This is a genomic window from Janthinobacterium kochi (assembly GCF_051380715.1).
Taxonomy (GTDB): Bacteria; Pseudomonadota; Gammaproteobacteria; order Burkholderiales; family Burkholderiaceae_D; genus Janthinobacterium.
Window position 1 is genome coordinate 43,183 of record NZ_JBNYXO010000009.1, and the last position, 25,090, is coordinate 68,272.

A 25,090-nucleotide genomic window follows, 5' to 3' on the forward strand; every position below is an offset into this window, starting at 1 on the left:
GCTTTTTTAACATGTTGTCACTATAGGATCAAGTTGGAAAAACACCACCTTTTTGATCGAACTTCATCAACAAATCGTGAATTCTTGCTAGTTCATTAACAATTGGCTGAATCTCGTACCTTTCTCCAAGAATTTGAAAGATTCCTTGCTTCAAATAGTAAGCTCTGAAAATATGGTGAGGCACCTCGGAGTCTTCTGGCTCAGGAAGAATCAGACTAGGAAAAATATAGCCTACCATTCCCTGCTGAACATACAAGTCAAGCCTCTCGTCAAAGTGCTCAATAGAGTTTCGCAGACCTCTATTGACGAGTGGGCTACTCTCACCTACGTCAAAAACTTCACGCAAATAGCTGGCCCTATCCTTATGCAAACTCTTTCCACTTGCTCCCTTTGGACCGTCGCGGGAAGGAAAAAAATATCTTGAGATCGCACCTGACTGATTGACTACATTCTGTAAGCAATCAAGAAGAATGTCTTTCTTAGCCTGCGGGTCAATCTCTCCATCCGAAATTTTCTTCACTATTTTCTCAGCAATACTACAAGATTGAAATGCCGAATTAGTGTTGAAGAGCATTGATTGAATGTAGAACGCGTGGTGTGGCGTCCATATCGTGGTCAAATTTTCTTCCATATCTCATCAATCAGTAAGGAAAGTAAGCCTGCTGCTCCAGTGCGAAGGCATCCAAATCATCAGAACTTAGGAAAGAAAATTTTATGTCTTCGAGAAATTTCATTCCAGAGCGCAACGTATCCTTATCTGCATTATCAATTTTATTTATTTTCGAAATATTATCAAATGCTTCAGCCAAACTATTGAAATCAGTGAAGCCTTCAAAGTAAGAAGTATTTTTCTGATCATCTATGAACGAAGACAACTTGTAAAGCTTACGAACCAAAGCCGCACAGGCTGACGCAACTGCATATTGCCCTGAGATTACAGACTTTGCATGAAGTGACAGTGCCTCGTAATCCGATAAGAATTTAACGCCAACCTTCCTCGATTTATCTTTTTTTATTATTTCAGCAATTTTCTCGTCGTTGCTTTGAAGGTCGTTTTCTTCGGGGAAATATATTGTCACATGGCCTTGACTTTTCCATTGCGGGTTTTCGGACTCTAACTTCAGCTCAACGTATTTTTGCAGCCAAACAAATTTTGTTTGCCTAGACTTATTAGATGTATGAAAAACAAAAAAAGGAACATCAAACATCAAGGCATAATTGATAGTCTCCACCGGAAAAGACAGCTTCACGTCTCCTTCAAAAGCGCTATCAGTGCCTTTGACTTGGACAAAAATAAAGTCACCCGTCGCGTCGTCAGAGTCAAAACGTTCAAGTTGAAGATCAATCCCATAATCCCGCTCTTCAAGGCTACGAACAAGCCAGTGTTCGCTTAGATGAGTAAAGATTGTTCTTACTGCCTTTGTATCTATACGGTGTGTTTCTATTCTCTTGGACATATTTTCATCTTCCTCTTTTTCTTCTCGATAGGCTGGAATCGCTGCAAAGGCTTCATCTATGTAATTCAGCTTTAGCTGTATGGCCCCAAGAATCTAGATCCATTGAAGTGAATCATGTGAGTTGGGGCATCAGCAATCCACACCTCTGTTTCCCATGCAATCACACTGCTGTATTTTGCATAGGTTTTTGAATCCGGGAAGGCGGAAACATACACCAAACCAGCAGTGCATTTGCCAAACAAGGTAGTGAGTTCTCCGTATCGCTTATGGTCAACAGGTCCGTGACTCGTGACTGATTCAATCAAGAACAACCAGTTATTAGTTGTACTATAAATCACCACATCTGGCAGCTTGCCGTGGTTATCAAGTGTCACTCCCAGCGAAGCAAGGAAAGCCACATCAAAGAAGCCGTGCTTGTCTCCAGTGTCACCGACATAGACCAAACGACCGCCTGGAACATACCTAGTGCCGAAGTCATTCACGATGTCTTTAATCAGCCTAGAATGAGCACCTGCTGAAAGCTGTATGGTTTGACCGTTACCAAGCTCCAATGGAATCATCTCCATCTCTCGTGCTCTCGCATACATTTGTGCGAGTGTCTGCCGCTGTTGCAAATAGCCTTGAAGCATCGGTTGATAGTGAGCGGTGCCATAGGTGCGAAGCACACCCAATAGAGTAGGCTCTATCTGGTATGCGGCATGCGGACTGTTGACGGCTCTATCTGGCTTGTCAGGGTTGTAGAGGCATATCCCTGCATCAACGAACTGGTGCATGGATTGACGGCGGAAAGTCTCGCGGGTGTTGGGAGCATAGTCTTTTCCATAGTGCTGCCTTGACCAATCCATGATAGGAGTGATCCCAACAAGTGGATTGTCTGCTTGGCTCCATTGCCTGTCGGGTTTCATGTCTAACAAGCACAGCAAACAAAGTGCGGTTCGTTCATTCAATTGTTGCCTTGGCATCCCCAGTTGAACAAGGATTTCAGCAGCTTGTTGTAATTTTTGTTCCAAACTCATTAACTACCCCTAGAAGTTGATCAATTTGTTTCTGTTCCATTGAAAACTGGTAACTCTCACCAACTCTTTGCATGGTTTCCAATGTTGGGTATTTCATGTTCTTTAAATCAGTTGCATTAACTTGGGTATGACCAGAAAATACCCTGAAGTAATCGTCAAGGAGAGTTGAATTCAAGAAGCAGGCCAACCCCTTAGCAGTCCTCTCATCAAAACCCTTTTTCTTTACATGAAAGACGTTCCAGCAGTTATCAAAACCGATCCATTCCCTACCTATTTCTTCAGGATTTATGACGTAGGCAACCACCCGCCTCTTCTCTTCTTTTGCTGAAAATCTTCTGACAATTACATAGAAACCACTGTTGGGCATCAACCACTTCCGCGATTCGGGAGCAACCCGGATGGCATTAGGTTTCTTGTGCTCTTTCGGGTACTGGAACTGTCTATTTACAAAGTGATGCGGGTAAAGCAAAGGAACTGAATCATCCGTAAGATCTTTTTCTAAAAACTCTGTCATCCTATGTGAAACTACCGGCCCAGTGCTAACACTGATTCCAAGTTCAGATAGAGAGGCAGCAAACAAAGGATTGTTCTCGTTAACTTCTTCACCTGTTGGAATGTGAATAAAGACTTCCGAATCGTTAGGCTTTACCACATCAGCAAAAGCTACTTTCTTTGTTTGGTAATCGTGAAACTCATGATCGGTAGATTGTGATATTTCCACTTCATCTTGTTTTTTACCTTTCGTGACTTTGAGAATGATGTTTTCCTGAAGAACATCATCATCCTTGAAAGCTTTATCCCTACTCTCAAAAACATGGATGTGTTCAATCGAGCATTCGTTCAGCATCATTTCTCTGAATGGCTTATAGTAGGGTCCATTGCAGAATGAACGGGGGATAATTATGACTATCTGCCCGCCTTTTTCCATCAGAAAGATGCTGAGTGCAAAAAACGCGGAGTAGAGATTAACCGTTTCAATCCCTACTTTTCTGAGTTCTTGCCGATGCGCTGAACTGCTGCTTATTTTCTTATACGGTGGATTGATAATGGCATGTGTATATCGCTCGCCAGTTCCAGAACGAATATTCTCAACGGCTCCAAAGATGAAATCTTGACGATAGATGGAAAAATTTACGCCAACCATTTTCATATTCTTTTCAAGCTGCTCCTGCATGATAGGATCAATCTCCCACTGATCCACTAATGCCACTTTTTTCAACGCCTTAATAGCAGATATTGAGAGCGAACCTATGCCTGCACCACAATCAAGAATTTTTGCATTCTTAGTGTTCTTATCAAAGAGGCTTGCCATGTAGTCAGCAATGACTGAGGCAGTCATAAACTGACCCAGTTTCGACTTATTTTTCTGATCAAGCCTACCATTTACCTCATGGCGCACCTTATCAAGCATTTCGGTATTCATTTACGTTTTCTTTTCTCTTCGCTCGCCAGCAACTTCATCCCACTCTCGTGGGGAAGCTACTTGTCAGCAATCTTTATCTATAACCCTCTTAGCACTTGCTGGTGCCAACGGGGCTCCGGTATTCCATCATTAAGAAATTCATCACCGGCAGCATAAGCATTAGGCTCATCATCAGCATACCTAAAATCCTACCTATAGCTACTGTACTGTACAGCAAATGTTGCCGCCTGATACTGCAATGCAGCCGCAACGAGGGCTTTTCATAGCCGCTCCTAGCTCCCACCAGCCCTTCTATGCAACTATTGCTTCCTTCTTGCCATCCGCTCTTCTTTGGCTTGATTATGCAGAAGCCGTTTGTTTTTAGCAGCGCACTCTTTAGCAAGTACTTTATCAAATTGCCCTTGCTTGTATTGCAGCTTAGCAAAGTCAATACATGGATAATCCAGCTTACTGGCTACGTTCTCCAGCAAAAAAGGCAACCTGTGAGGTTCAGAATAGATTGCTGAATTTACCGTATCGTGTTCGTGTCCAACAAACTGGCAGCGGTTTTCCTCTGTCACGCCGTTATGCTTCAAGCAGCCATTAGAAGTGCTACGGAACGAATGGAAGCCCTTTTGACGGTCAGTGATATTCAGTTCATCAAGATACTTGCCCCACCTCTCACTTGTCCGATTCCCGTATGAACCGAACTGATCAGGCGTCAGGTACGGGAACAGCTTTGTTCCATACTTGCCAGCGTCTTTCAGATAGTCCAAGAAGCCGCATTCAATAAGTGTCAGATGGATCGGGATCAGACGTGTAGCTGCGGGGGTCTTGAGCAATTTATCCCCTTCATCATTGATGGACAACGCCCAGATTTCACCGTGCTTCTGAATGTCAGCAATGTCCATTTGAGAAAGCTCAGTGACTCGCGCACCAGTAAAAAGTGCCAGCATAGGCAACCAAAAATCAGCCGGTTGCTTTGCCTTACTCAACAGGTCAGGCTTGAAAATCAGCCGTAACTCATCGTCATTAAACGGCTTGTAGCTCCTTCTTGACGCTGACTTTTTCGCATCCTGCTTGGTAAAGACCTTGTGCCCACGGCTGACAAGAATCTGACCTTCTGGCAAGACTCCAATAGACTGAGCAAGCTCAAACAAACCACTGATAGCAGCAAGGTACTTTTGGGTGACAGTCTGCGGCGCAATGCCATCTGCAAGAAGGTCGTCAATAAAGTCCGCTACGTCTGCACGTGTAATGCTGTGAACAGGAATATGCTTTTTCTTCTTCCTGAGTTCAAGCCACTCCACAAACTTCCGGTGATAGTTACCGTATTCATAAAGAGTCTTTGAGGAAAGCTTGTCCTTTTTACGGGTAGCAAACCTTGGGATCATTTCTTGAATGGTTGTGCCGCCTTCTACTGCTGTTTGTTGCTGCACAGGTGGGGTGGGTGCTGCCTGTGGCAATTGAACGGGATTCGGGCCAGCAATCAGCGCTGCAAGAGCTTCTGGCGACAGATTGAGCGTCTTGAGGATATGAATGGCTCGGTTAGCGTCGTCATCGGTGTTGATGTTACGAAGGCTGATGCCGCCCAGTTCAATATCGAGCTTGCGGGTGTCTGGTGCCGTTGTTGTGAACAGGGCTTCTACTTCGGCCAATGGAATGCCAGACAGCTCTGCTAACTGTTCGCGGTTGACGCGGTTTAGGAAGTTCAACAGAAAGTTACTATCAGGACCAGGGGTGGCAATGCCTGCGGCTGTGGTGAAGTAGTCAGTGGCCATTGTCTGTTCTTTCTTGTGATTCTGAACAGCCATTATCCCAGACAGACACATAGCTTTGAACCTGGCTTCCTGAGAATTTTTTGTCCTCAGAGAAATGCGCTTTTCCTTGGTGCAGCCACCAAGTTTGAAGGTCAGACGGAAGTAGAAGACGCCGTGGCGCGACTTCGCAAGGTGTGAAGGCAGTTTCAAGATAGAGTTCCCTATGAAATGGGACACCGTCTTGGGACACCTTAGTCGTTGTAGAAATAAAAAAGCCCTTGAATAATCAAGGGCTTAGTAATTCTTGGCGGAGAGAGGGGGATTCGAACCCCCGATAGAGTATTACCCTATACACGCTTTCCAGGCGTGCGCCTTCAGCCGCTCAGCCATCTCTCCTGAAGGCAATGCGCGCGTCTTGCTTGCTCACATTGTGTACTGCATATCGCTTGTCGCGAAGCCGCAGATTATAGCAAAGATTCTACGGACTGCCAAAGTTATTTACCCTGGGGTAAAAGTTTGGCCAGGCCCGGTGGAAGGATGCGCCACAGTGCTGCGCACGGCCCTTCCGGAGGGACTGGCCTGTCTGTTAAGACGTTTCCTTCAGCTGATCCAGAATCGCCGGGTTTTCCAGGGTCGACACGTCTTGCGTGATCGTCTCGCCCTTGGCCAGCACGCGCAGCAGGCGGCGCATGATTTTGCCGGAGCGGGTTTTCGGCAGGTTGTCGCCGAAACGGATTTCCTTCGGTTTCGCGATCGGGCCGATTTCCTTGCCGACCCAGTTGCGCAACTCCAGCGCCAGTCGTTTCGCTTCCTCGCCTGTCGGACGCGCTTGCTTGAGCACCACGAAGGCGCAGATCGATTCGCCTGTCGTGTCGTCCGGACGGCCCACCACGGCCGCTTCGGCCACCAGCGGGTTGGCTACCAGGGCCGATTCGATTTCCATCGTGCCCATGCGGTGGCCCGACACGTTCAAGACGTCATCGATGCGGCCCGTGATGGTGAAGTAGCCCGTTTCCTTGTTGCGGATGGCGCCGTCGCCTGCCAGGTACATCTTGCCGCCCAGTTCTTCCGGGAAGTAGCTGGACTTGAAACGCTCGGGGTTATTCCAGATCGTGCGGATCATCGATGGCCATGGACGCTTCACCACCAAAATACCGCCCTGGCCGTTCGGCACGTCCTGGCCCGCTTCGTCGACGATGGCGGCCATGATGCCCGGCAATGGCAGGGTGCAGGAACCGGGGACCATCGGCGTGGCGCCTGGCAACGGGGTGATCATGTGACCACCCGTTTCCGTTTGCCAGAAGGTATCGACAATCGGGCATTTCTCGCCACCGATATGCTTGTAGTACCACATCCATGCTTCCGGATTGATCGGCTCGCCAACCGTACCCAGCAGGCGCAGGCTGGTCAGGTCGTAGTTGCTTGGATGGACTTTCGGGTCCACGTCGGCAGCCTTGATCAGCGAACGGATGGCCGTAGGCGCCGTGTAGAAGATGCTGACGTTGTGCTTCTTGATGGTTTCCCAGAAACGGCCCGCGTTCGGGTAAGTCGGGATGCCTTCGAACACCACTTGCGTCGCGCCCACGGCCATCGGGCCATACGCGATGTAGCTGTGGCCCGTCACCCAGCCGATGTCGGCCGTGCACCAGAACACGTCGTCGGGCTTGATGTCGAAACTCCACTTCATCGTCAGCGCGGCCCACAGCAGGTAGCCGCCGCTCGAATGCTGCACACCCTTTGGCGTGCCCGTCGAACCGGAGGTGTACAAGATAAACAGTGGATGCTCGGCATCGACCCATTCCGGTTCGCATTGCGCCGACTGGCCTTCGACCAGATCGTGCAGCCAGGTGTCGCGGCCGGCCACCATCGGCAAGTCGCTGCCCGTGCGTTTGTAGACGATGACGTTTTTCACGCACTCGCAGCCGCCCAGCGCCAGCGCTTCGTCGACGATGGATTTCAATGGCAGCTTCTTGCCGCCGCGCAATTGCTCGTCGCCCGTGATGACGGCCACGGCGCCCGCGTCGATGATGCGTTCCTGCAAGGACTTTGCCGAGAAGCCGCCGAACACGACGGAGTGCGTGGCGCCGATGCGCGCGCACGCTTGCATAGCCGCAACGCCTTCGACGGACATCGACATGTAGATGATGACGCGGTCGCCCTTGGCGATGCCCTTGGCTTTCAGGCCGTTGGCGAACTTGCAGACTTTTTCGTGCAGCTCGGTATACGTTGCCTTGGTGACAGTGCCGTCGTCCGCTTCGAAGATGATGGCCGTCTTGTCGCCCAGGCCGTTTTCGATGTTGCGATCCAGGCAGTTATACGACACGTTCAACTGGCCGTCTTCGAACCATTTGTAGAACGGCGCGTCGTCTTCGTTCAGGGTGCGGGTGAACGGCTTTTTCCAGCTCAGGTTTTCGCGCGCCAGCTTGGCCCAGAAGCCTTCGTAGTCGCGTTCGGCGTCGGCCACCATGGCGCGGTAGGCGTCCATGCCGGAAATCGTTGCCTGTGCGGCAAACGCTGCCGACGGTTCAAATACGCGCGACTCTTCCGGTCCCTGCTGCTGTGTGCCCTGCCCTTGGTTCTCTATAGCGGCCATGCTAGTCTCCAGTGTAGTAATTGTTTGTTAACACAATATTCCTGCTGTCTTACTGACGCCTTACAGGCAACGTTTTCCTCGATCCATTCTAACCATAATCGCCAGTTGCGACGGGCGTCAAGCGCGCGCCGTCCAGCCTTCAGGATGGAAAACTGACAACACCGCAACTACTTGATGCCACTTTGTGTTTCATCAAGGCCAAGAATCCAAATCGAGGGCATGCGCAGTGATCAACAGCAAGTGTAAAATGTCGGGCATACCAAAAATTGGTATTTACCCCCAGGAAACTCCAGATGATCGACCACTCACAAAAGCCCTCCCATAGCAAACTGCATCCCCTGTCCGCCTTCATCTTCATGTCGCGCTGGCTGCAGCTGCCGCTGTACCTGGGCCTGATCCTTGCCCAATGCGTGTACGTATTTCATTTCTGGGTGGAACTGTCGGACCTGATCGGCGCCGTGTTTGGCAATGACGCGGCCCTGCAGCACGTCCTGACTGCCGTGGCCGTACCGGGCGGCGCCCTGCCAACCAAGCTCAATGAAGCGACCATCATGCTGGTGGTACTGGGCTTGATCGATGTGGTCATGATCTCGAACCTGTTGATCATGGTCATCATCGGCGGCTATGAAACGTTTGTCTCGCGCATGCACCTCGATGACCATCCGGACCAGCCGGAATGGCTGTCGCATGTGAATGCGTCCGTGCTGAAGACAAAATTGGCGATGGCCATCATCGGCATTTCGTCCATCCACCTGCTGAAGACCTTCATCAACGCCAACTCGTACAAGATCGAAGTGATCATCGCGCAAACGGTGATACACATGGTCTTCATCCTGTCGGCGATGGCGATTGCGTACACGGACCGCATTATGACGGTCACGCAGAACCAAGCCAGAGCCCCCCACTAAGTTCCGGTGCTCCCATACTGATTAGCAAACAGCATCAAAGTCTTACCCTTCTTATCCACCGCGAGAACACCATGACTGTCATAAAGCAAGAAGACCTGATCGAATCCGTCGCCGCAGCGTTGCAGTACATTAGCTACTACCACCCTGCTGATTACATCGAGCACCTGGCGCGCGCCTACGCGGCCGAGCAAAGCCCGGCGGCAAAAGATGCGATCGCGCAAATCCTGACCAACTCGCGCATGTGCGCGGAAGGCAAGCGTCCTATCTGCCAGGACACGGGTATCGTCAACGTCTTCCTGAAAATCGGCATGGGCGTGCGCTTCGAAGGCTTCTCCGGCACGGTCACCGACGCCGTCAACGAAGGCGTGCGCCGCGCGTACAATTTCGACGACAACAAGCTGCGCGCCTCCATCGTGGCCGACCCGCATTTCGACCGCAAGAACACCAAGGACAACACGCCAGCCGTGGTGCACATGGAACTTGTCGAAGGCAATACCGTCGACGTGAAAGTCGCTGCCAAGGGCGGCGGTTCGGAAAACAAATCCAAGATGATCATGATGAACCCGTCCGATTCGCTGGTGGACTGGGTCATGAAGACGGTGCCAACGATGGGCGCCGGCTGGTGCCCGCCAGGTATGCTGGGCATCGGCATCGGCGGCACGGCTGAAAAAGCCATGCTGATGGCAAAAGAAGTGTTGATGGAAGACATCGACATGTTTGAGCTGAAACAGCGCGGCCCGCAGAATAAACTGGAAGAACTGCGTATCGAACTATGCGACAAGATCAACTCGCTGGGCATCGGCGCGCAGGGCCTGGGCGGCCTGACGACCGTGCTCGACGTGAAAATCATGATGCATCCGACGCACGCCGCGTCGAAGCCGGTCGCCATGATCCCGAACTGCGCCGCCACCCGCCACGGCCACTTCGTGCTCGACGGCTCCGGCCCTGCCTACATGACGCCGCCATCGCTGTCGTCGTGGCCGGAAGTGCACTGGACGCCGGACACGGAAAAATCCAAGCGCGTCGACCTCAATACCTTGACGAAAGAAGAAGTCGCTTCGTGGACGCCGGGCCAGACCTTGCTGTTGAACGGCAAGATGCTGACGGGCCGCGACGCCGCGCACAAGCGCATCCAGGACATGCTGGCCCGTGGCGAAGAGTTGCCGGTCGACTTCAAGAACCGCGTCATCTACTACGTCGGTCCGGTCGACCCGGTACGCGACGAAGCCGTCGGCCCGGCCGGTCCGACCACCGCCACGCGCATGGACAAGTTCACCGACATGATGCTGGAAAAAACGGGCTTGATCGCCATGATCGGCAAGGCCGAGCGTGGACCGGTCGCCATCGAATCGATCCAGCGGCACCAGTCGGCCTATTTGATGGCTGTGGGCGGCGCCGCCTACCTGGTGTCGAAAGCCATCAAGCACGCCAAGGTGCTGGGCTTTGCCGACATGGGCATGGAAGCGATCTACGAATTCGACGTCGTCGACATGCCGGTAACGGTGGCCGTGGATGCGAAAGGCACTTCGGTGCACAACACGGGCCCGAAAGAGTGGCAGGCGAAGATCGAGCAACTCAATAGCGTCAGCAAGATTCCCGTGACGGTCGCTTAAACAAGCTCTACCATAGACGCCGCGCGGCAACAGAGCGCGGCGTTTTTTTATCTTCAACGGTTCCCTATGACTTTTACTGCAAGCATTGCCCGCCCGGACGCGCCCATCGGCATTTTTGATTCCGGCGTGGGCGGCCTGTCGGTGCTGCGCCATATCCGCGCGCAGCTGCCGCAGGAAGATTTGATGTACTTTGCCGATTCCGCCTATGCGCCGTATGGCGACAAGACGGAACAACAAGTGGTCGACCGTTCGCTGGCGATCACCGCCTTTTTATTGCAGCAAGGCGCGAAAGCGCTGGTGGTAGCATGCAACACGGCCACCATCGCCGCCATCAAGGCGCTGCGCGCGCGCTATCCCGACCTGCCCATCGTCGGCGTCGAACCGGGCTTGAAACCGGCGGCGTCCATCAGCCGCAACGGCAAGATCGCCGTGCTGGCCACGGAACGCGCCTTGCGCGGCGACAAGCTGCTGGCCCTGCGCGAACAGGTGAGCGCCGCCACGGGCGCCACGTTCATCTTGCAGCCCTGCATCGGCCTGGCCGACCGCATCGAGCAGTGCGAGCTGGGCAATGACCCGCAGGACGCCACCAGCACTATGCTGGAACGCTACATCGCGCCCATGCTGGCGCAAGGCGTCGACACCCTGGTGCTCGGCTGCACGCACTACCCCTTCGTGCAGGACGCCATAGCACGCACGGTGCGCGCGCATACGCAGGAACAGATCACGCTGGTGGACACGGGCGACGCCGTGGCGCGCCAGCTGGCCCGCTTGCTCGACGCGGCAAGCCTGCGCCGCAGCGACAACGAGGCCCCGCAGCTGCAGGGCTACACGACGGCCACAGTCGAGTCCTTGGCGAAAGCCTTCGACGGTTTGCTGGACTTGCAGCCGCCCGTTGCCCACCTGGCCGTGTGAGCGGCGTGAGCAAAAGCGAGCGTTTTCATGCAATCTTTTGATTCTTCAAAAAAGACTGCATTTAGATTTGCCACTTCGCCGAGTTCTTTGTATAATTCGGCACCTGTTCAGCAAAACAGCTAAACAGGTAAGTAAGACAGTGGTGGCTGTAGCTCAGTTGGTAGAGTCCAGGATTGTGATTCCTGTTGTCGTGGGTTCGAGCCCCATCAGCCACCCCACAGAATTAGTGGTAAATTAAAGGGTTACATGCTTCGGCTTGTAACCCTTTTTTCATTCCAGCGCACACTCATGAGGCAACATCAGCCCTCTTCTCCCGCAGCATGTCCGGCGAAGGCAATCCGAGCTTCGACACCATTTTGAAGGTGACGCATGCACTCGGCTTGCAATTTCGCGCCGCAGTACTGAACACCTGACCACTCATCAGGTGTGGCAGCGGAAAACCTACCCCGTCAGCACCGACTGCACCGTCGTCGCCAGGTCTTCCAGGCGCACGGGTTTGACGAGGAAGTGGCGGAAGCCGACGGCCAGCGCGTCGTCCATGTACATCGGCAGGCTGTGGCCGGTGACGGCGATCAGCACGGCGTTGGCCGTCTCGGGATTGTGGTGCAGGCGGCGGCCGATTTCGATGCCGCTGATGCCGGGCATTTCGATGTCGAGGTAGACGGCGTCGGGCACGCACAGCTTGACTTGCTCGACGGCCATCTGCCAGTTGCGCACCACCACCGCGTGGTGGCCCAGCGCTTCGAGCAGCATGGCCAGCGATTCGCCCACTTCCTGGTTGTCGTCGACCACCAGCAGATTGAGTTTGCGCGCAGCACTTGCCGGCTGGTCGCCCTGGCGGCGTTCCACGGAGGAACTGCCTGGTGTCGTTTCAGTTGTCTGGCTCATTGTACCTTCACGTCTGACGGCTGCAAAAGCGGCAGTATACAAGAAGCACGTGCAATGCCGCCGCACCCGAGCAATGGTGCCAAACAGCAATCCAGGCGCCCCGCTGTACCGCGCCAGCAACACTTCCCTACCCTCGCGCGGCGAAAGCCGGCCCTACGCAGTTTGCACAATTGACGGATAAAATGAGAATCATTATCATTCTTATCCCCTTGCGCCGGACGCCCACGCCACGCTGTTGTCGCGCCGCCTGATTGCCTGCGCAAACATTGTCATTACGGAGATCCATGCATGGCCGCCACACTGTCCCCACTGCCCTTGTCGCTGCGCCCGTGCGCGCTGGCCATTGCCCTCGCCTGCCTGGGCACTTCCCTTGCCGCGCAGGCGCAGGAAGCCAATACGGCTAGCACAGCCGATAACGCCGGTCCCATCCTCGAATCCATCCAGGTCAGCAGCAACCTGCTTGGCACCAGCATGGCCGCCAGTACGAAAAATTTCGCGGGCGCACGCACGGTGGTACAAAAGGACGATATCGACAACTCGGGCGCGAGCAGCCTCAGCGATGTGATGCGCCGCATTCCCGGCGTGCAGATCAGCGACAACTCGGGCAGCGCCGGCAGCGCCATCGCCCTGAACATCGGCGTGCGCGGCCTGGCCGGACGCTATTCGCCGCGCAGCACGGTGTTGCTCGACGGCATCCCGATGTCGGTGGCGCCGTATGGCCAGCCGCAACTGTCGTTCGCGCCCGTCAGCCTGGCCAATGTCGAGACGGTCGATGTGGTGCGCGGCGGTGGCGCCGTGCGCTTCGGCCCGCAAAACGTGGGCGGCATCATCAACTTCAAGACGCGCCGCGTGCCCACCACACCCGGCATCACGGGCGACGCCAGCGTGCGCTACAACTCTTACAGCGAAGTGGGCCACAACACGCAGGCCAGCGTGTTTGCCGGCACCCAGCTCGACAGCGGCCTGGGCCTGGCCGTGCTGTACTCGGGCATCCGCGGCAGCGACTGGCGCGTCGGCAGCGACGAGAAGGTCAACGATTTCGCCCTGAAATTTCGCTACGACCTGAGCCCGACAGCCGAGGTCTACGGCAAGCTGTCCTACTACGACGTGACGTCGCGCACGCCGGGCGGCCTGACCGCCGCCCAATACCAGGCGGACCCGTTCCAGAACACGCGCCCGACTGACTTCTGGAGCGGCGAGCGCAAGGCCTTCGACATCGGCTACCTGAATGCCCTGTCCGGCACGCAGGAATTCGAGGTGCGCAGCTACTACTACAAGAGCTCGCGCGAAAGCACCCTGATCAGCGCCAACCTGAAAGGCCTGGGCCACCAGCCGCGCAACTATGAAACGACGGCCATCGAGCCGCGCTACACGCAGCGTTTTATTACCGGCAAGGTCACACAGGACGTCACCGTCGGCTACCGCTACCTGGCCGAGCGGGCCGATGAAACCATCTACAACGTCGTCATCGCCAGCGGCGTACAACAAAAGCCGACGCGCTTTGCCGACAATGCCACCGATGCGCAAGCCGTGTATATCGATGACAAGATCGCCATCGGCGCCTGGCGCATCACGCCCGGCGTGCGCTACGAGCACATCAGAACGGAACGCTACAACCACTTGCCGGTCGATCAGAAGATCGAATTGCTCAACAACAAGGCCCTGCCTTCGCTGAACGTGGCCTACTTGCTGAGCAACAACGTGACCCTGTTCGGCAACTACAACAGCTCGTTTGGCGCCGTGCAAAACACGCAGCTCAATGCGCAGTCAAGCAAGAATCCGCTGCAACCGGAACTGGCGAAAACAGCCGAGCTGGGCGCGCGCTGGAAGAGCGGCCAGCTGTCGGCCGAAGCGACCTTGTTCAACATCAAGTTCGACAACCAGATCCAGTCCGTGGGCAGCGGCGAGAACGCCGTCTTCTACAACGTGGGCGCCACGCACCACCGGGGCCTGGAATCGGCCATCGACTACCACTTCGACCAATCCGGCCCGCTGGCCGGCTTGAATGCGTATGCCACCTACACCTACACCAAGGCGACCTTGCAGGATGGCACGAACGCGGGCAATGACGTGCCCTTCTATTCGCGCAACACGGACACCGTCGGCGCCCACTACCAGCTGAATGCCTGGGGTTTCGACCTGTCGAGCAGCCATCAGAGCCGCCAGTTCGCCGACGAAGCCAACACCGTGGCGGAAAACCCGGCCGGCAACCTGGGCGTCATTCCGGGCTTTCGCACCTGGAACACGCAAGTAAAATGGAAAGTGCCGGGCCAGAAGGGCCTGGAACTGGTCGCCGGCGTCAACAACCTCGCCGACAAGCGCTATTTCACGCGCACTTCGGACGGCAACCTGGGCAAGATGGTGGGCGCGCCGCGCATGGTCTACCTGCAAGGACGGCTGGCGTTTTAACGCTCGGCAGCACGCCCGGCGCGTGCGCCTGACAAAAAAACCTGCATCGTCGTAATGTCGATGCAGGTTTTTTGACGTCCGCCATGTCACAAAGATGCTGTGATGCAAGTTGAAACATGGCCGCGTCGCTCCACTTAACTTCACCATAACTAAGTCACCATGGAAACCATTTTCACATTAAACACAAATGATTTCATAATTACAAAATTTTTAGTGAAAAATATCTACTTCCAGTAATGTTTAGTGATACCATTTAATATCATTTAGGAAATTAAATTAATCATTAAATAACTGATACGGCTGGCGGCGCTAACAGCCTGATGAACGTCTACTGGGGTTCCACCCTGCTCACACCAACGGCACTGGTCGGCACCACCAGCGGCGTGTGGCAAACCTACAGCCAGAACGTGTCCGCGCTCGGTTCGTCCACCTTGCTGCGCTTCGAATCGATCGGCCCGGCCTCCGCACCGACCTATGGTTCCTACCTGGACAACGTCTCGGTGACGACTGCCGTGCCGGAACCGGAAAGCTACGCCATGATGCTGCTGGGTCTGGGCTTGCTGGGTTTCATGGCACGCCGCAAGACAGCTGCCTGAATCTGAAAAGTCGTCGCGCAACAACCGCCCCGCCACCTGGCCGGGCGGTTTTTTTCATGGGTAAACGGGGGCATTACCTCAGGAAATGTTGCCAAGAAGAATTAAATTGGCGCTACAATAGCGAGGTATCAAGCAATGCCAAGCATCGCTCCGCCAGGGCCCCTACCCCGCCCTGATCATCAGCACGCATTTTTTGAACAGGATGACTGGCGCTGCCGGGCCCGTTTTCGCTCCCGGCACGGCCACCACACACGCACCATGTCTGCAGAAAAAACCATGACCGAAACCAGTTCCTACGGCAAGGATACCCCCGTGGGACGCCCCGACATCGATGGCCGCGCCGGCATTTTCGTGCCCACGGCGGAATTTGACATCGATAACACCACCACCATCCGCAAGGGCGCGGGCATTGTCGGCTTCGGCAATCTCGATGGCACCCTGACCGTGTACTTCGAAGCGAACCGTTTCGACGAAAGCAATCTGCACAAATGGGAGCACAAGGCGCGCAAGGCGTATGACCGCATGGTCATGGGCGCGCCCACGGTGTCAAAGGCGAAGATCGATGCGCGCATGCTGGAACAGGTGGGCATCATCGATGGCATGGGCATCAATCTCAAGCATCCGGAACGCCTGACACACTGGCTGGCGATCTCGAACGTGCCGGACACGGCGCCGGAAGAGCCGGTAGTACGCTGGAAAAACCGCTAGGCGGCGGGAGAGCGAGGCGGGGCGCCAGGCACGAGGTGTTGTCCTACATCGCGGCGGACATTCATCCGATGCCCGAGAGCATCAATTCAACCTATGATGAAAGCCTGACCACACATTCCCCAGCACTCAGGAGTACGACATGTCCCGCCTCATCCCGATCAGCTTTGGCGCCTTGCAAATAGGTCTGGCAGCGGCGGCGGTGTATATCCTGTGCTCGGCGGACATACTGCACCAGGGTTCGGTTTATTTCCATTAGTAAAATGACAAAGCCGGGCAAGCAACGCTTGTCCGGCTTTGTCCTGCATGCAAGCGCAATGGATTAGCGGCGGCCGTGGTAACGGCCATGTCCACCCCAGCCGCCGCGGTGTCCACCGTGGCGCCCAAAGCCAAACATGAAGTCCAGCCCGATCGTCACGGGCGGATTGTAATAATACGGTTGTGGCGCGTACACGGGCGCCGGCACATACACAGGTTGCTGCACATACACAGGTTGCTGCTGCACGTAGACGGGTTCATTCGTATATTCCACGCGCGGTGCGCTCATCACGCGGCCCGACTGCACCGGCTCGGACGAGACCGTATGCCATTCATAAGGATTGTAGGCTCCCTGCGGCGCGCGCGAACCGTAATACGCGGGACCGGGGGGCGCCACGGCGCAGCCACCCAAGGCGGCCAGCGAGATTACTGCCAACAGGGTTTTCATCGCAATTCTCCTAATCTGTACTACCAGTACTATAAGAAATTACGCCGGGCTTTGCTGCGCTTTTACCGATTGTTACACCACGATGCACGCCGCAACATGAAATGTGGCAAAGCCGCCACAAGCGGCCAGCGCGGCATGTTTCCTCAAATAAACGGAATCGCGCAGGTATCGATGGCCTTGCCGGCTGCATCGTAGCGCTGCACACACACCTGGTAGCGCACGCCGTAATCGAGCTCGACCTGCTCGACCTTGCCATACTTCAATTTCCAGCTGGGCTGCACCTGTTGCCTGCCAGCCAGCGCCGCCACATCCTGCGGAATCGCCATCGCCGTTTGCATCTCGCCCTGACGCGCATCCTGGCGTCGCGCCACATCGATGGAGAGGTTCAACGCCAGGTCCACGCCGCCGTCCACATAGGCCAAAGTGGGCGCGCTGCGCTGTGCCCGCATCACGCCCCAGGCGCAAGGCTTGCCGTCCGCATCGCATTGCTTCAATTGCGCCAGCGGAAAATACTCAGGGGCAATCCTGCCATCCTTGATGGGCCAGCTGGTACGCACGCCGTCGCGCTTGCCCGTCAAGGGATTGTCCCAGCTCAGGCTATTGACGACGGCCACAGTCTGCCCCGCCTGCAAGCCCACGGGCGTGCCCAGCGATGCGCAAGCGGAAAGCAGCAAGCCGGTGGCGGCCAGGGAGGAAAGTGTCAGGATGCGCTGCATGGTAAGCCTCTTGTGGTGGGATATCCCGAAGGTATGTTTCGAGGGTAACAGAATCGGCGGCAACGGTGCCGTTGGCTGGCGCACATAACAAAACGGGCAGCACCTTTGCAGGCGCCGCCCGTAGCGGAGTCGGCCATGCCGGGAGCGACGCTCCCGGCGATACGTGGATCAGTCCAGCTTCCAGGCGTAATCGACCTTGGTCCAGGTTTGCGCTGCGGCGCCATCCTTGGTGCCCGGCTTGAACTTGCACGCCGACAAGGCCTTGATGGCGGCCTTGTCCAGGTTCTTGAAGCCGCTGCTCTTGTCGACTTTCGAATCGGCAACGCTACCATCGGCATTCACCAGAAAGGACATCGACACGGTGCCCTGCTCTTCGTTCATCAGCGAGGCTTTCGGATAGTCGGCCTTGCAGGTCTTGGCGTCGAACGACGCCGGCACCTCGGCCGCGAAGGCGGCGGAAGAAACGGACACCAGCAAGGCTGCTGCAACACTCATCAAACGCTTATTCTCAAACATGTGCTTCCCCATGATTATCAGATACGGTAATTATTATTTCTTGTGCGCTGTTGACCGCGCTTAAAACTCTTCCCACTCGTCATTGCTGCCGGCGCCTGCCGCCTTGCGTGGCGCTGCGGCAGCCACGGGAGCGGCCGCTTCCGCCTTGCGGGTCAGCGACTTGACCGGGCGCAATGCCGGCGCCGGCTTGCGCACGGCCACTGGTGCGGTAGCCACGGGTGCCGGCACATATGCTGCCGGCTTCTCTTCGCCATCGACCAGTTTGAAGATGCTGACCACGTGGGCCAGTTCGGCCGCCTGGTCTTGCAAGCTTTGCGCCGCAGCAGCCGCCTGCTCCACCAGGGCCGCATTTTGCTGCGTCATGCCATCCATCTCGATGATCGACAGGTTGACCTGTTCGATGCCGGCGCTTTGTTCCTGGCTGGCACTGGCGATCTCGCTCATGATGTCGGTGACGCGGCGCACGCTGTCGACCACTTCGCCCATCGTCACGCCAGCCTGACCGACCAGGCGCGTGCCGCGTTCCGTCTTCTCGGCCGAATCGTCGATGAGGATCTTGATTTCTTTCGCGGCGCCAGCGGAACGCTGGGCCAGGTTGCGCACTTCCGACGCCACCACGGCAAAGCCGCGGCCTTGCTCGCCAGCACGTGCCGCTTCCACGGCCGCGTTCAGCGCCAGGATGTTGGTCTGGAAGGCGATGCCATCGATCACGCCGATGATGTCGACAATTTTCTTCGCCGATTCATTGATCGAGCTCATGGTGTCAACCACTTGCGACACCACGGAGCCGCCCTTGATGGCGACATCCGATGCGGTGGCGGCCAGCTTGTTGGCTTCCCGCGCATTGTCCGCATTCTGTTTCACGGTTGAGGTCAGCTCTTCCATGGCGGATGCCGTTTTTTCCAGCGCGCTGGCTTGCATTTCCGTACGCGACGACAAGTCGATATTGCCGTCGGCAATCTCGCGCGACGCCGTGCCGATGGTTTCCGTACCGACGCGTACCTGGCCGACGATGCCCACCAGACTGTCGCGCATTTCCTTCATTTCCGCCAGCAGACTGGAGGTATCGGAAGGCTGGGTGTGGATGCCGATCGACAGGTCGCCATTGGCGATGCTGCCGGCGATCGATGCCGTGTAGTCAGGCTCGCCGCCCAGCTGTTTCAGCAGGCCGCGGGTAATCACCAGTGCCGCCGCCACGCCCATCGCCACAGCCAGTACGCCGAGGATGATCATGAACAGGCGCGCGCTGTCGAACGCCTTGCGGGCATCCGATTGCATCTGCTCGTTCAACTTGTCTTCCAGGGTGGCCAGTTGCTCCAGCGCATCGATCCATTTTTTCTGTACCGGGCGGATTTCCTTGATCATCACGCGCGTGGCGCCTTCCGCATCGTTGGCCATCCACAGTGCCGACGCCTTGGCGATGGCCGGCATGGCTGCCGCCTCGTATTCCTTGATCGAAGCGAGCAAGGTCTTTTCTTCGGCAGTCGACTCAATGGCGAATTTCTCTTCGAGCTTTTTCTGCGTTTCCTGATAGGTGCTGGTCTGCGTCTTGATGCGCGCCATTTCTGGCTCCATATCGCTCGCGTCGGTCATCAGGGTGAGGATGCGCAGCGAGGTAATGCGGTCGCTGACGTTGCCACGCATGTCGATCACCAGGCGGGTGACGACATTGTTGACATTAATAACGTGATCGAGACGTTCCTGGATTTGCGCCATGCGCGCGATGCCGAGGATGGTCACGGCCACCAGCAGAACCAGTACCAGGGCGAATCCCAGGCCCAGGCGGGTACCAACCTTCATTTTTGCTAAATTCATTTCGGCTCTTCGTAAATGAAACTATTGATAAGAATTTTTGCCCGGCACGACAAGACGAAGGCCACGGAACACCGGTGTCCGCCCTTACCCATTGGTATGCTGGCGGTATCCGGCCGCACGCAGCCTGGGGTACTTCCTGGTCTACAACAGCCCTGAAAACGCCAGTGACTGCGAATGCAAATTTATTCCACACACTGAATTTCTGACACCGTTGATGTGAGATCAACATCAAACATTCATATGAGAAATATTTGTCGATAATCAATTATAGGTGTAAATTTTGCCTCAAAGCAAGCAATAAGTACCTGAATAAATGCCTGATTAACTTTCTTCGGGGAAATGGCAACAACGCCGTTTCTTGCACCTTAGAAATGCCCCACGACAGTGCGGGCGTGCGCCGAAACAGCGCATTTACAACACATGGCATAGCCATAAGACACCGTTTTTTGAGAGGAGCTCAGAGGAAGGGGGAGTGCGGACAATACCACTGCGCCGGGGCAGCGGTATAGACAAGTTGGATCAGCGGTCCCAGCTGCAATGCATCACATAGGCGTGGCACTCTGTGCCAAAGACAAAGACGCTCCAGATGGCGCCCAATTGACCGGCCAGACTACGCTGGCTGGACGATACCAGTTGATACCAGTGCGGCTCGCTGCCCAGCAACTCGGCCAGTTCGCGCTCGAAACCATCGAACAGACGCGCGTCGAGCGGCTGGCGGTCCGCCTCGCTGATCGGGTGCAGGCGATCGAGCAGCCACTGGCGCGGCGTGCACAAGACGCCGCTCCACACGACCGTCTCGATCGGCTGCAGGCGCAAACCGTCCGGCGCTATCTCCAGCGCGCGGCACAGCGCGTCAAAGGAGGCCTGCGGCGGCAGCGCGCCCAGATAGGAACACCTGAAGAGACTGCCATCATCCTTCAGCGCGCTGACGGCCAGCAGGTAGCCGTCCATCTGATGCGCGAGGCCGTGGCAGTCGCCGCTCATCAGGCAGGCAGCGACAGGCGCGCCACCGCTTCCAGCAGCAAGCGCGGATCGCCCGAGGCCAGCTTCTTCGAGTCCGACAGGGTTTGGCGGAAGCCGCGCGCGCCGGGCAGGTTTTGCATCAGGCCCAGCATGTGGCGCGTGATGCTGTTGAGCTTCAGCCGTCCCGCTTCCTTCTCCAGCTGCGCACTAATATACGGAATCATCGCCTCGAGCACTTGCTCGCGCGTCTTCACGGGTGTGTCGTCGCCGTAATAGCGCTGGTCGAACTGCGCCATCACGTACGGGTTGTGATACGCCTCGCGGCCCAGCATCACGCCATCGAGGTGCTGCAAATGCAGGTCGATTTCAGCGAGCGTCTTGATGCCGCCGTTGATAATGAACTCGAACTGGGGAAAATCACGCTTCAAGCGGTAGGCATAGTCATACTTGAGGGGCGGCACTTCGCGGTTTTCCTTCGGGCTCAAGCCTTTCAGGATGGCATTGCGCGCATGCACGATAAATGTCTTGCAGCCGGCATCGGCCACGGTGCCGACGAAATCGCGCACGAAGTCATACGACTCACTGTCATCGATGCCGATGCGGTGCTTCACCGTGACGTCGATATCGACCACGTCGCGCATGGCTTTCACGCAGTCGGCCACCAGTTGCGGCTCGGCCATCAGGCAGGCGCCAAACGCGCCCTTCTGCACGCGCTCGGACGGGCAGCCGCAGTTCAGGTTGATCTCGTCATAGCCCCATTGCTGGCCCAGTTTCGCGCTGGTGGCCAGGTCCGTCGGATCGCTGCCACCAAGCTGCAGCGCCACCGGATGCTCTTCCTCGTTGAAGCGCAAATGGCGCTCCACATCGCCGTACACCAGCGCGCCCGTCGTCACCATCTCGGTGTAGAGCCAGGTGTGGCGCGTGATTTCGCGGTGGAACTTGCGGCAATGGCGGTCGCTCCAGTCCATCATCGGGGCAACGGACAGGCGGCGGGAAGGCAGGGTTGGGACAGTCACAATACGCTCGCTACAAAAAAGGGAATCCAGAACGGCAAACCCGCTGTGTCGCATCACCGCAAGGTTATGCAAGCACAGCGGGTCTGGTTGGCGCGGCGACGCAGCGCCGCACCACTACAACAATTACGCGTCGCGGCCGGCGCGCTTACGCTCGTTTTCCTTCAGGAAGCGCTTGCGCAGACGGATCGATTTAGGCGTGATTTCAACCAGTTCGTCGTCGGCGATGAATTCCACCGCGTATTCCAGCGACATTTGCACTGGTGGTACCAGGCGCACTGCTTCATCGGTACCCGACGAACGCACGTTGGTCAGCTGCTTGCCCTTGATCGGGTTGACGACCAGATCGTTGTCACGCGAGTGAATACCGATGATCATGCCTTCGTACACTGGATCGTTGTGGACCACGAACATGCGGCCGCGATCTTGCAGTTTCCACAGCGCGTAAGCAACAGCGGCGCCGTCATCTTGCGAGATCAGCACGCCGTTACGACGGCCAGCCATTTCGCCACGGGTGTTGTCGACTGGCGCGTATTCGTTGAATACGTGGCTCATCAAGCCGGTGCCGCGGGTCAGGGTCATGAATTCGCCCTGGAAGCCGATCAGGCCACGCGCCGGGATCAGATACTCGAGACGCACGCGGCCCTTGCCATCCGATTCCATGTTTTGCAGGTCGCCACGACGACGGCCCAGCTCTTCCATGACGCCGCCCTGGTTGACTTCTTCCACGTCGACCGACAGGTTTTCAAATGGCTCGTGGCGCACGCCATCGACCATTTTGTAGACCACGCGCGGACGCGATACGGCCAGCTCGAAGCCTTCGCGACGCATGTTTTCGAGCAGAATCGTCAGGTGCAATTCACCACGGCCCGATACTTCAAAGATCGTGTCATCGTCGGTCGGCGCTACGCGCAGAGCAACGTTGGCTTTCAGTTCGCGGTCCAGACGGTCACGCAATTGACGCGAGGTCACGAACTTGCCTTCGCGGCCGGCCAGTGGCGAGTTGTTGACCATGAAGTTCATGGTCAAGGTTGGCTCGTCGACGGTCAGCATAGGCAGCGCTTCCGGGGTATCCAGGGCGCACAGGGTCGAACCGATGCCGATTTCGTCGATACCGTTGATCAAGCAGATGTCGCCGGCAACGGCTTCGTCTACCAGCACGCGCTCCAGGCCCTTGAAGTTCAGCACCTGGTTGATGCGGCCTTTGATAGGCGTGGCGCCTGGACCGTTGATGACCAGCACGTCCTGGCCGACCTTGACGGTACCGCGGTTGACGCGGCCAATGCCGATCTTGCCGACGTACGACGAATAGTCGAGCGAGGTGATTTGCATCTGCAGCGGGCCTTCCGGATTGTCATCACGGACAGGCACGTGTTGCAGGATGGCATCGAACATCGGCTTCATGTCGCCGCTGCGCACGTCTTCGGTCAGGCCGGCATAGCCGTTCAGGCCCGAAGCGTAAATGATAGGGAAATCGAGTTGCTCGTCGGTAGCGCCCAGTTTGTCGAACAGTTCGAACGTCTGGTTGATGGCCCAGTCCGGACGTGCGCCTGGACGGTCGATCTTGTTGACGATGACGATAGGCTTCAGACCCAGTGCCAGCGCTTTGCGCGTGACGAAACGGGTTTGTGGCATCGGGCCTTCTTGGGCATCGATCAGCAGCAATACCGAGTCAACCATTGACAGGACGCGTTCCACTTCGCCGCCGAAGTCGGCGTGGCCTGGGGTGTCGACGATGTTGATGTGGGTGCCTTCGTACTCAACAGCGCAGTTCTTCGACAGAATCGTAATGCCGCGCTCCTTTTCCAGGTCGTTCGAGTCCATGACTCGGGTGTCGACCGCTTGGTTTTCACGGAAGGTGCCGGATTGGCGCAGCAGCTGATCCACCAGCGTGGTTTTGCCGTGGTCAACGTGGGCGATAATGGCGATATTACGAATTGCGCGTTTTGTATTTGACATGGTCGTAGTAGTTACTGAAAAACTGCGGAGTGCGTACAAGGTGTACGAGATACCCGAATGCTAATCTATTTCCGGAACCGCGTAGTATAGCATGTTGCGTTGCAACGCTATCTAAAAATGCTGGCGGCTCCTGCAGTCGGGGACGATTTGTTTAAAAAAGCGACACTGGTTGAAGAGTGTCGCTGGGTAATGTGACGTTGCTGTGACTTATTGATGCGCCGTGGCAATGAGACGTTCCGGTGCCAGGATGCTGTATTCCTGCAATTGGCCCGTGCCCAGCAACTTGCTGTCGTGATACACGCGCACCCTGCCCGGTTCGGCTGGTACGGCGACCTCTTCCTTGCCCAGTGCGATGCGCTGGCCATGCAGGAAACGCTTGGCCAATTCTTCGGTCAGCTGGACGGCTGGGAAACTCGACAATAATGCATCGACGGGCGCCAGCAAGCTCAACGGCGCGGCATGCGCCGTCAGCTCGTCGAGCGTGACAACGCCATCGAGGGTCAGGCTGCCCACCTGCGTGCGGCGCAAGGCGTTCAGATGGCCGCCGCAACCCAAGGCATGGCCGATGTCTTCGCCCAGCACGCGGATATACGTGCCCTTGCTGCACATCACAGACAATTTCAGGAACGGGGCTTCATAGCCGAGGAACTCGAGCTTGTGGATGGTCACCGGGCGCGCTTCGCGCTCCAGGGTGATGCCTGCCCTTGCATACTCATATAAGGGCTTGCCGTCCCGTTTCAAGGCCGAGTACATGGGCGGCGTCTGCAAGATCGGCCCGCGGAACTGCGCCAGCACGGCTTCGATCTGCTCCGGCGTCACATTCACGTCGCGCGTTTCCAGCACTGCGCCTTCCGTGTCGCCCGTATCCGTCGTCTGTCCCAGGTGCACCAGGGTTTCGTAAGTTTTATCAGCTTCCAGCAAGTCCTGCGAGAACTTCGTGGCCTCGCCAAAGCACAGCGGCAGCAAGCCCGTGGCGAACGGATCCAGCGTGCCCGTATGGCCCGCTTTTTTCGCGTTCAGCACGCGCTTGGCCTTGATCAGGGCATCGTTGCTGGACCAGCCCACGGGCTTATCGAGCAGCAAGACGCCATCGACCAGGTCGCGCACCCGCTTGATGCCGGGCGGTTTCTTCGGACCCGCCAC

At 56.2% G+C, this 25,090-nt stretch carries 21 protein-coding genes and 2 tRNA genes; 7 read left to right on the forward strand and 16 right to left on the reverse strand.

Features of this window, described 5'->3' with window-relative positions:
* Positions 1–28: 28 nt before the first annotated feature.
* From ACQ4WL_RS19115 to acs, 7 genes are all read right to left on the reverse strand, one after another.
* Entirely contained in the window at positions 29–631 is a 603-nt protein-coding gene (locus ACQ4WL_RS19115) for a hypothetical protein (protein ID WP_436511169.1), read from the reverse strand.
* A 10-nt stretch (positions 632–641) separates the two neighbouring features.
* Entirely contained in the window at positions 642–1,457 is an 816-nt protein-coding gene (locus ACQ4WL_RS19120; RefSeq protein WP_436511170.1) for a DUF4365 domain-containing protein, read from the reverse strand.
* Between the two features lie 71 nt (positions 1,458–1,528).
* Entirely contained in the window at positions 1,529–2,473 is a 945-nt protein-coding gene (locus ACQ4WL_RS19125) for a BsuBI/PstI family type II restriction endonuclease (RefSeq protein ID WP_436511171.1), read from the reverse strand.
* Complete coding sequence (locus tag ACQ4WL_RS19130) at positions 2,439–3,896, reverse strand: Eco57I restriction-modification methylase domain-containing protein (RefSeq protein WP_436511172.1); 1,458 nt, start codon at positions 3,894–3,896, stop codon at positions 2,439–2,441. Before ACQ4WL_RS19130 ends, ACQ4WL_RS19125 begins: the two co-directional genes overlap by 35 nt.
* 299 nt (positions 3,897–4,195) lie before the next feature.
* Positions 4,196–5,845, reverse strand: coding sequence for a site-specific integrase (locus ACQ4WL_RS19135; RefSeq protein ID WP_436511173.1), 1,650 nt, complete (start codon positions 5,843–5,845; stop codon positions 4,196–4,198).
* A 95-nt stretch (positions 5,846–5,940) separates the two neighbouring features.
* Positions 5,941–6,031, reverse strand: a tRNA-Ser gene (locus ACQ4WL_RS19140).
* A 190-nt stretch (positions 6,032–6,221) separates the two neighbouring features.
* Complete coding sequence (gene acs / locus ACQ4WL_RS19145) at positions 6,222–8,228, reverse strand: acetate--CoA ligase (RefSeq protein WP_436511174.1); 2,007 nt, start codon at positions 8,226–8,228, stop codon at positions 6,222–6,224.
* Positions 8,229–8,521: 293 nt separating this feature from the next.
* Between acs and ACQ4WL_RS19150 the strand changes: the two genes are divergently transcribed.
* The 4 genes from ACQ4WL_RS19150 (at position 8,522) to ACQ4WL_RS19165 (ending at position 11,879) form a co-directional block, all read left to right on the forward strand.
* Positions 8,522–9,136, forward strand: a complete 615-nt coding sequence (locus tag ACQ4WL_RS19150; protein ID WP_152253637.1) for a YqhA family protein — start codon at positions 8,522–8,524, stop codon at positions 9,134–9,136.
* Positions 9,137–9,207: 71 nt separating this feature from the next.
* Positions 9,208–10,749: a fumarate hydratase gene (locus tag ACQ4WL_RS19155; RefSeq protein WP_116743341.1), complete on the forward strand. Its 1,542-nt coding sequence runs from the start codon at positions 9,208–9,210 to the stop codon at positions 10,747–10,749.
* A 66-nt stretch (positions 10,750–10,815) separates the two neighbouring features.
* Positions 10,816–11,661, forward strand: a complete 846-nt coding sequence (murI, locus tag ACQ4WL_RS19160; RefSeq protein WP_436511175.1) for a glutamate racemase — start codon at positions 10,816–10,818, stop codon at positions 11,659–11,661.
* A 142-nt stretch (positions 11,662–11,803) separates the two neighbouring features.
* Positions 11,804–11,879 (forward strand) — tRNA-His (locus ACQ4WL_RS19165).
* 223 nt (positions 11,880–12,102) lie between these two features.
* Here ACQ4WL_RS19165 and ACQ4WL_RS19170 read toward each other — a convergent pair.
* Complete coding sequence (locus ACQ4WL_RS19170) at positions 12,103–12,549, reverse strand: response regulator (RefSeq protein WP_436511176.1); 447 nt, start codon at positions 12,547–12,549, stop codon at positions 12,103–12,105.
* A 288-nt stretch (positions 12,550–12,837) separates the two neighbouring features.
* On the opposite strand from ACQ4WL_RS19170, the gene ACQ4WL_RS19175 reads away from it, so the two are divergent.
* From ACQ4WL_RS19175 to ACQ4WL_RS19185, 3 genes are all read left to right on the forward strand, one after another.
* Complete coding sequence (locus ACQ4WL_RS19175) at positions 12,838–14,958, forward strand: TonB-dependent receptor family protein (RefSeq protein ID WP_436511177.1); 2,121 nt, start codon at positions 12,838–12,840, stop codon at positions 14,956–14,958.
* Positions 14,959–15,278: 320 nt separating this feature from the next.
* Positions 15,279–15,554 (forward strand): FxDxF family PEP-CTERM protein, encoded by a 276-nt coding sequence (locus tag ACQ4WL_RS19180; protein ID WP_436511178.1) that lies wholly within the window; start codon positions 15,279–15,281, stop codon positions 15,552–15,554.
* Positions 15,555–15,812: 258 nt separating this feature from the next.
* Positions 15,813–16,262: a hypothetical protein gene (locus ACQ4WL_RS19185; protein ID WP_436511179.1), complete on the forward strand. Its 450-nt coding sequence runs from the start codon at positions 15,813–15,815 to the stop codon at positions 16,260–16,262.
* A gap of 319 nt (positions 16,263–16,581) precedes the next feature.
* Here ACQ4WL_RS19185 and ACQ4WL_RS19190 read toward each other — a convergent pair whose 3' ends face one another.
* The 8 genes from ACQ4WL_RS19190 to truB form a co-directional block, all read right to left on the reverse strand.
* The gene (locus ACQ4WL_RS19190) at positions 16,582–16,965 is read right to left on the reverse strand and encodes a hypothetical protein (RefSeq protein WP_436511180.1); all 384 of its coding nucleotides are present in this window, start codon (positions 16,963–16,965) and stop codon (positions 16,582–16,584) included.
* A gap of 143 nt (positions 16,966–17,108) precedes the next feature.
* A complete protein-coding gene (locus ACQ4WL_RS19195; RefSeq protein ID WP_436511181.1) occupies positions 17,109–17,681 on the reverse strand; it encodes a hypothetical protein in 573 nt (190 codons plus the stop codon).
* A gap of 168 nt (positions 17,682–17,849) precedes the next feature.
* Entirely contained in the window at positions 17,850–18,197 is a 348-nt protein-coding gene (locus ACQ4WL_RS19200) for an energy transducer TonB (RefSeq protein WP_436511182.1), read from the reverse strand.
* Positions 18,198–18,257: 60 nt separating this feature from the next.
* Positions 18,258–20,012 carry a methyl-accepting chemotaxis protein gene (locus ACQ4WL_RS19205; protein ID WP_436511183.1) on the reverse strand — a complete coding sequence of 585 codons (1,755 nt, stop codon included), beginning with the start codon at positions 20,010–20,012 and terminating at the stop codon, positions 18,258–18,260.
* A 519-nt stretch (positions 20,013–20,531) separates the two neighbouring features.
* Positions 20,532–20,996: a hypothetical protein gene (locus ACQ4WL_RS19210; RefSeq protein ID WP_436511184.1), complete on the reverse strand. Its 465-nt coding sequence runs from the start codon at positions 20,994–20,996 to the stop codon at positions 20,532–20,534.
* Entirely contained in the window at positions 20,996–21,946 is a 951-nt protein-coding gene (dusA, locus tag ACQ4WL_RS19215; RefSeq protein WP_436511291.1) for a tRNA dihydrouridine(20/20a) synthase DusA, read from the reverse strand. The genes ACQ4WL_RS19210 and dusA overlap by 1 nt, the downstream gene beginning before the upstream one ends.
* 168 nt (positions 21,947–22,114) lie before the next feature.
* On the reverse strand, positions 22,115–23,947 hold the full coding sequence (gene typA, locus ACQ4WL_RS19220) for a translational GTPase TypA (protein WP_116743332.1): 1,833 nt from the start codon (positions 23,945–23,947) through the stop codon (positions 22,115–22,117).
* Positions 23,948–24,154: 207 nt separating this feature from the next.
* The gene (truB, locus tag ACQ4WL_RS19225) at positions 24,155–25,090 is read right to left on the reverse strand and encodes a tRNA pseudouridine(55) synthase TruB (protein ID WP_436511185.1); all 936 of its coding nucleotides are present in this window, start codon (positions 25,088–25,090) and stop codon (positions 24,155–24,157) included.

Coding starts and splice junctions, on each gene's coding strand:
- ACQ4WL_RS19190 (WP_436511180.1), bottom strand. CDS start 16,965: ATGAAAACCCTGTTGGCAGTAATCTCGCTGGCCGCCTTGGGTGGCTGC.
- acs (WP_436511174.1), bottom strand. CDS start 8,228: ATGGCCGCTATAGAGAACCAAGGGCAGGGCACACAGCAGCAGGGACCG.
- ACQ4WL_RS19170 (WP_436511176.1), bottom strand. CDS start 12,549: ATGAGCCAGACAACTGAAACGACACCAGGCAGTTCCTCCGTGGAACGC.
- ACQ4WL_RS19115 (WP_436511169.1), bottom strand. CDS start 631: ATGGAAGAAAATTTGACCACGATATGGACGCCACACCACGCGTTCTAC.
- typA (WP_116743332.1), bottom strand. CDS start 23,947: ATGTCAAATACAAAACGCGCAATTCGTAATATCGCCATTATCGCCCAC.
- ACQ4WL_RS19155 (WP_116743341.1), top strand. CDS start 9,208: ATGACTGTCATAAAGCAAGAAGACCTGATCGAATCCGTCGCCGCAGCG.
- ACQ4WL_RS19130 (WP_436511172.1), bottom strand. CDS start 3,896: ATGAATACCGAAATGCTTGATAAGGTGCGCCATGAGGTAAATGGTAGG.
- ACQ4WL_RS19150 (WP_152253637.1), top strand. CDS start 8,522: ATGATCGACCACTCACAAAAGCCCTCCCATAGCAAACTGCATCCCCTG.
- ACQ4WL_RS19120 (WP_436511170.1), bottom strand. CDS start 1,457: ATGTCCAAGAGAATAGAAACACACCGTATAGATACAAAGGCAGTAAGA.
- ACQ4WL_RS19205 (WP_436511183.1), bottom strand. CDS start 20,012: ATGAATTTAGCAAAAATGAAGGTTGGTACCCGCCTGGGCCTGGGATTC.
- ACQ4WL_RS19195 (WP_436511181.1), bottom strand. CDS start 17,681: ATGCAGCGCATCCTGACACTTTCCTCCCTGGCCGCCACCGGCTTGCTG.
- dusA (WP_436511291.1), bottom strand. CDS start 21,946: ATGATGGACTGGAGCGACCGCCATTGCCGCAAGTTCCACCGCGAAATC.
- ACQ4WL_RS19180 (WP_436511178.1), top strand. CDS start 15,279: ATGAACGTCTACTGGGGTTCCACCCTGCTCACACCAACGGCACTGGTC.
- ACQ4WL_RS19125 (WP_436511171.1), bottom strand. CDS start 2,473: ATGAGTTTGGAACAAAAATTACAACAAGCTGCTGAAATCCTTGTTCAA.
- ACQ4WL_RS19175 (WP_436511177.1), top strand. CDS start 12,838: ATGGCCGCCACACTGTCCCCACTGCCCTTGTCGCTGCGCCCGTGCGCG.
- ACQ4WL_RS19200 (WP_436511182.1), bottom strand. CDS start 18,197: ATGTTTGAGAATAAGCGTTTGATGAGTGTTGCAGCAGCCTTGCTGGTG.
- ACQ4WL_RS19210 (WP_436511184.1), bottom strand. CDS start 20,996: ATGAGCGGCGACTGCCACGGCCTCGCGCATCAGATGGACGGCTACCTG.
- ACQ4WL_RS19185 (WP_436511179.1), top strand. CDS start 15,813: ATGTCTGCAGAAAAAACCATGACCGAAACCAGTTCCTACGGCAAGGAT.
- murI (WP_436511175.1), top strand. CDS start 10,816: ATGACTTTTACTGCAAGCATTGCCCGCCCGGACGCGCCCATCGGCATT.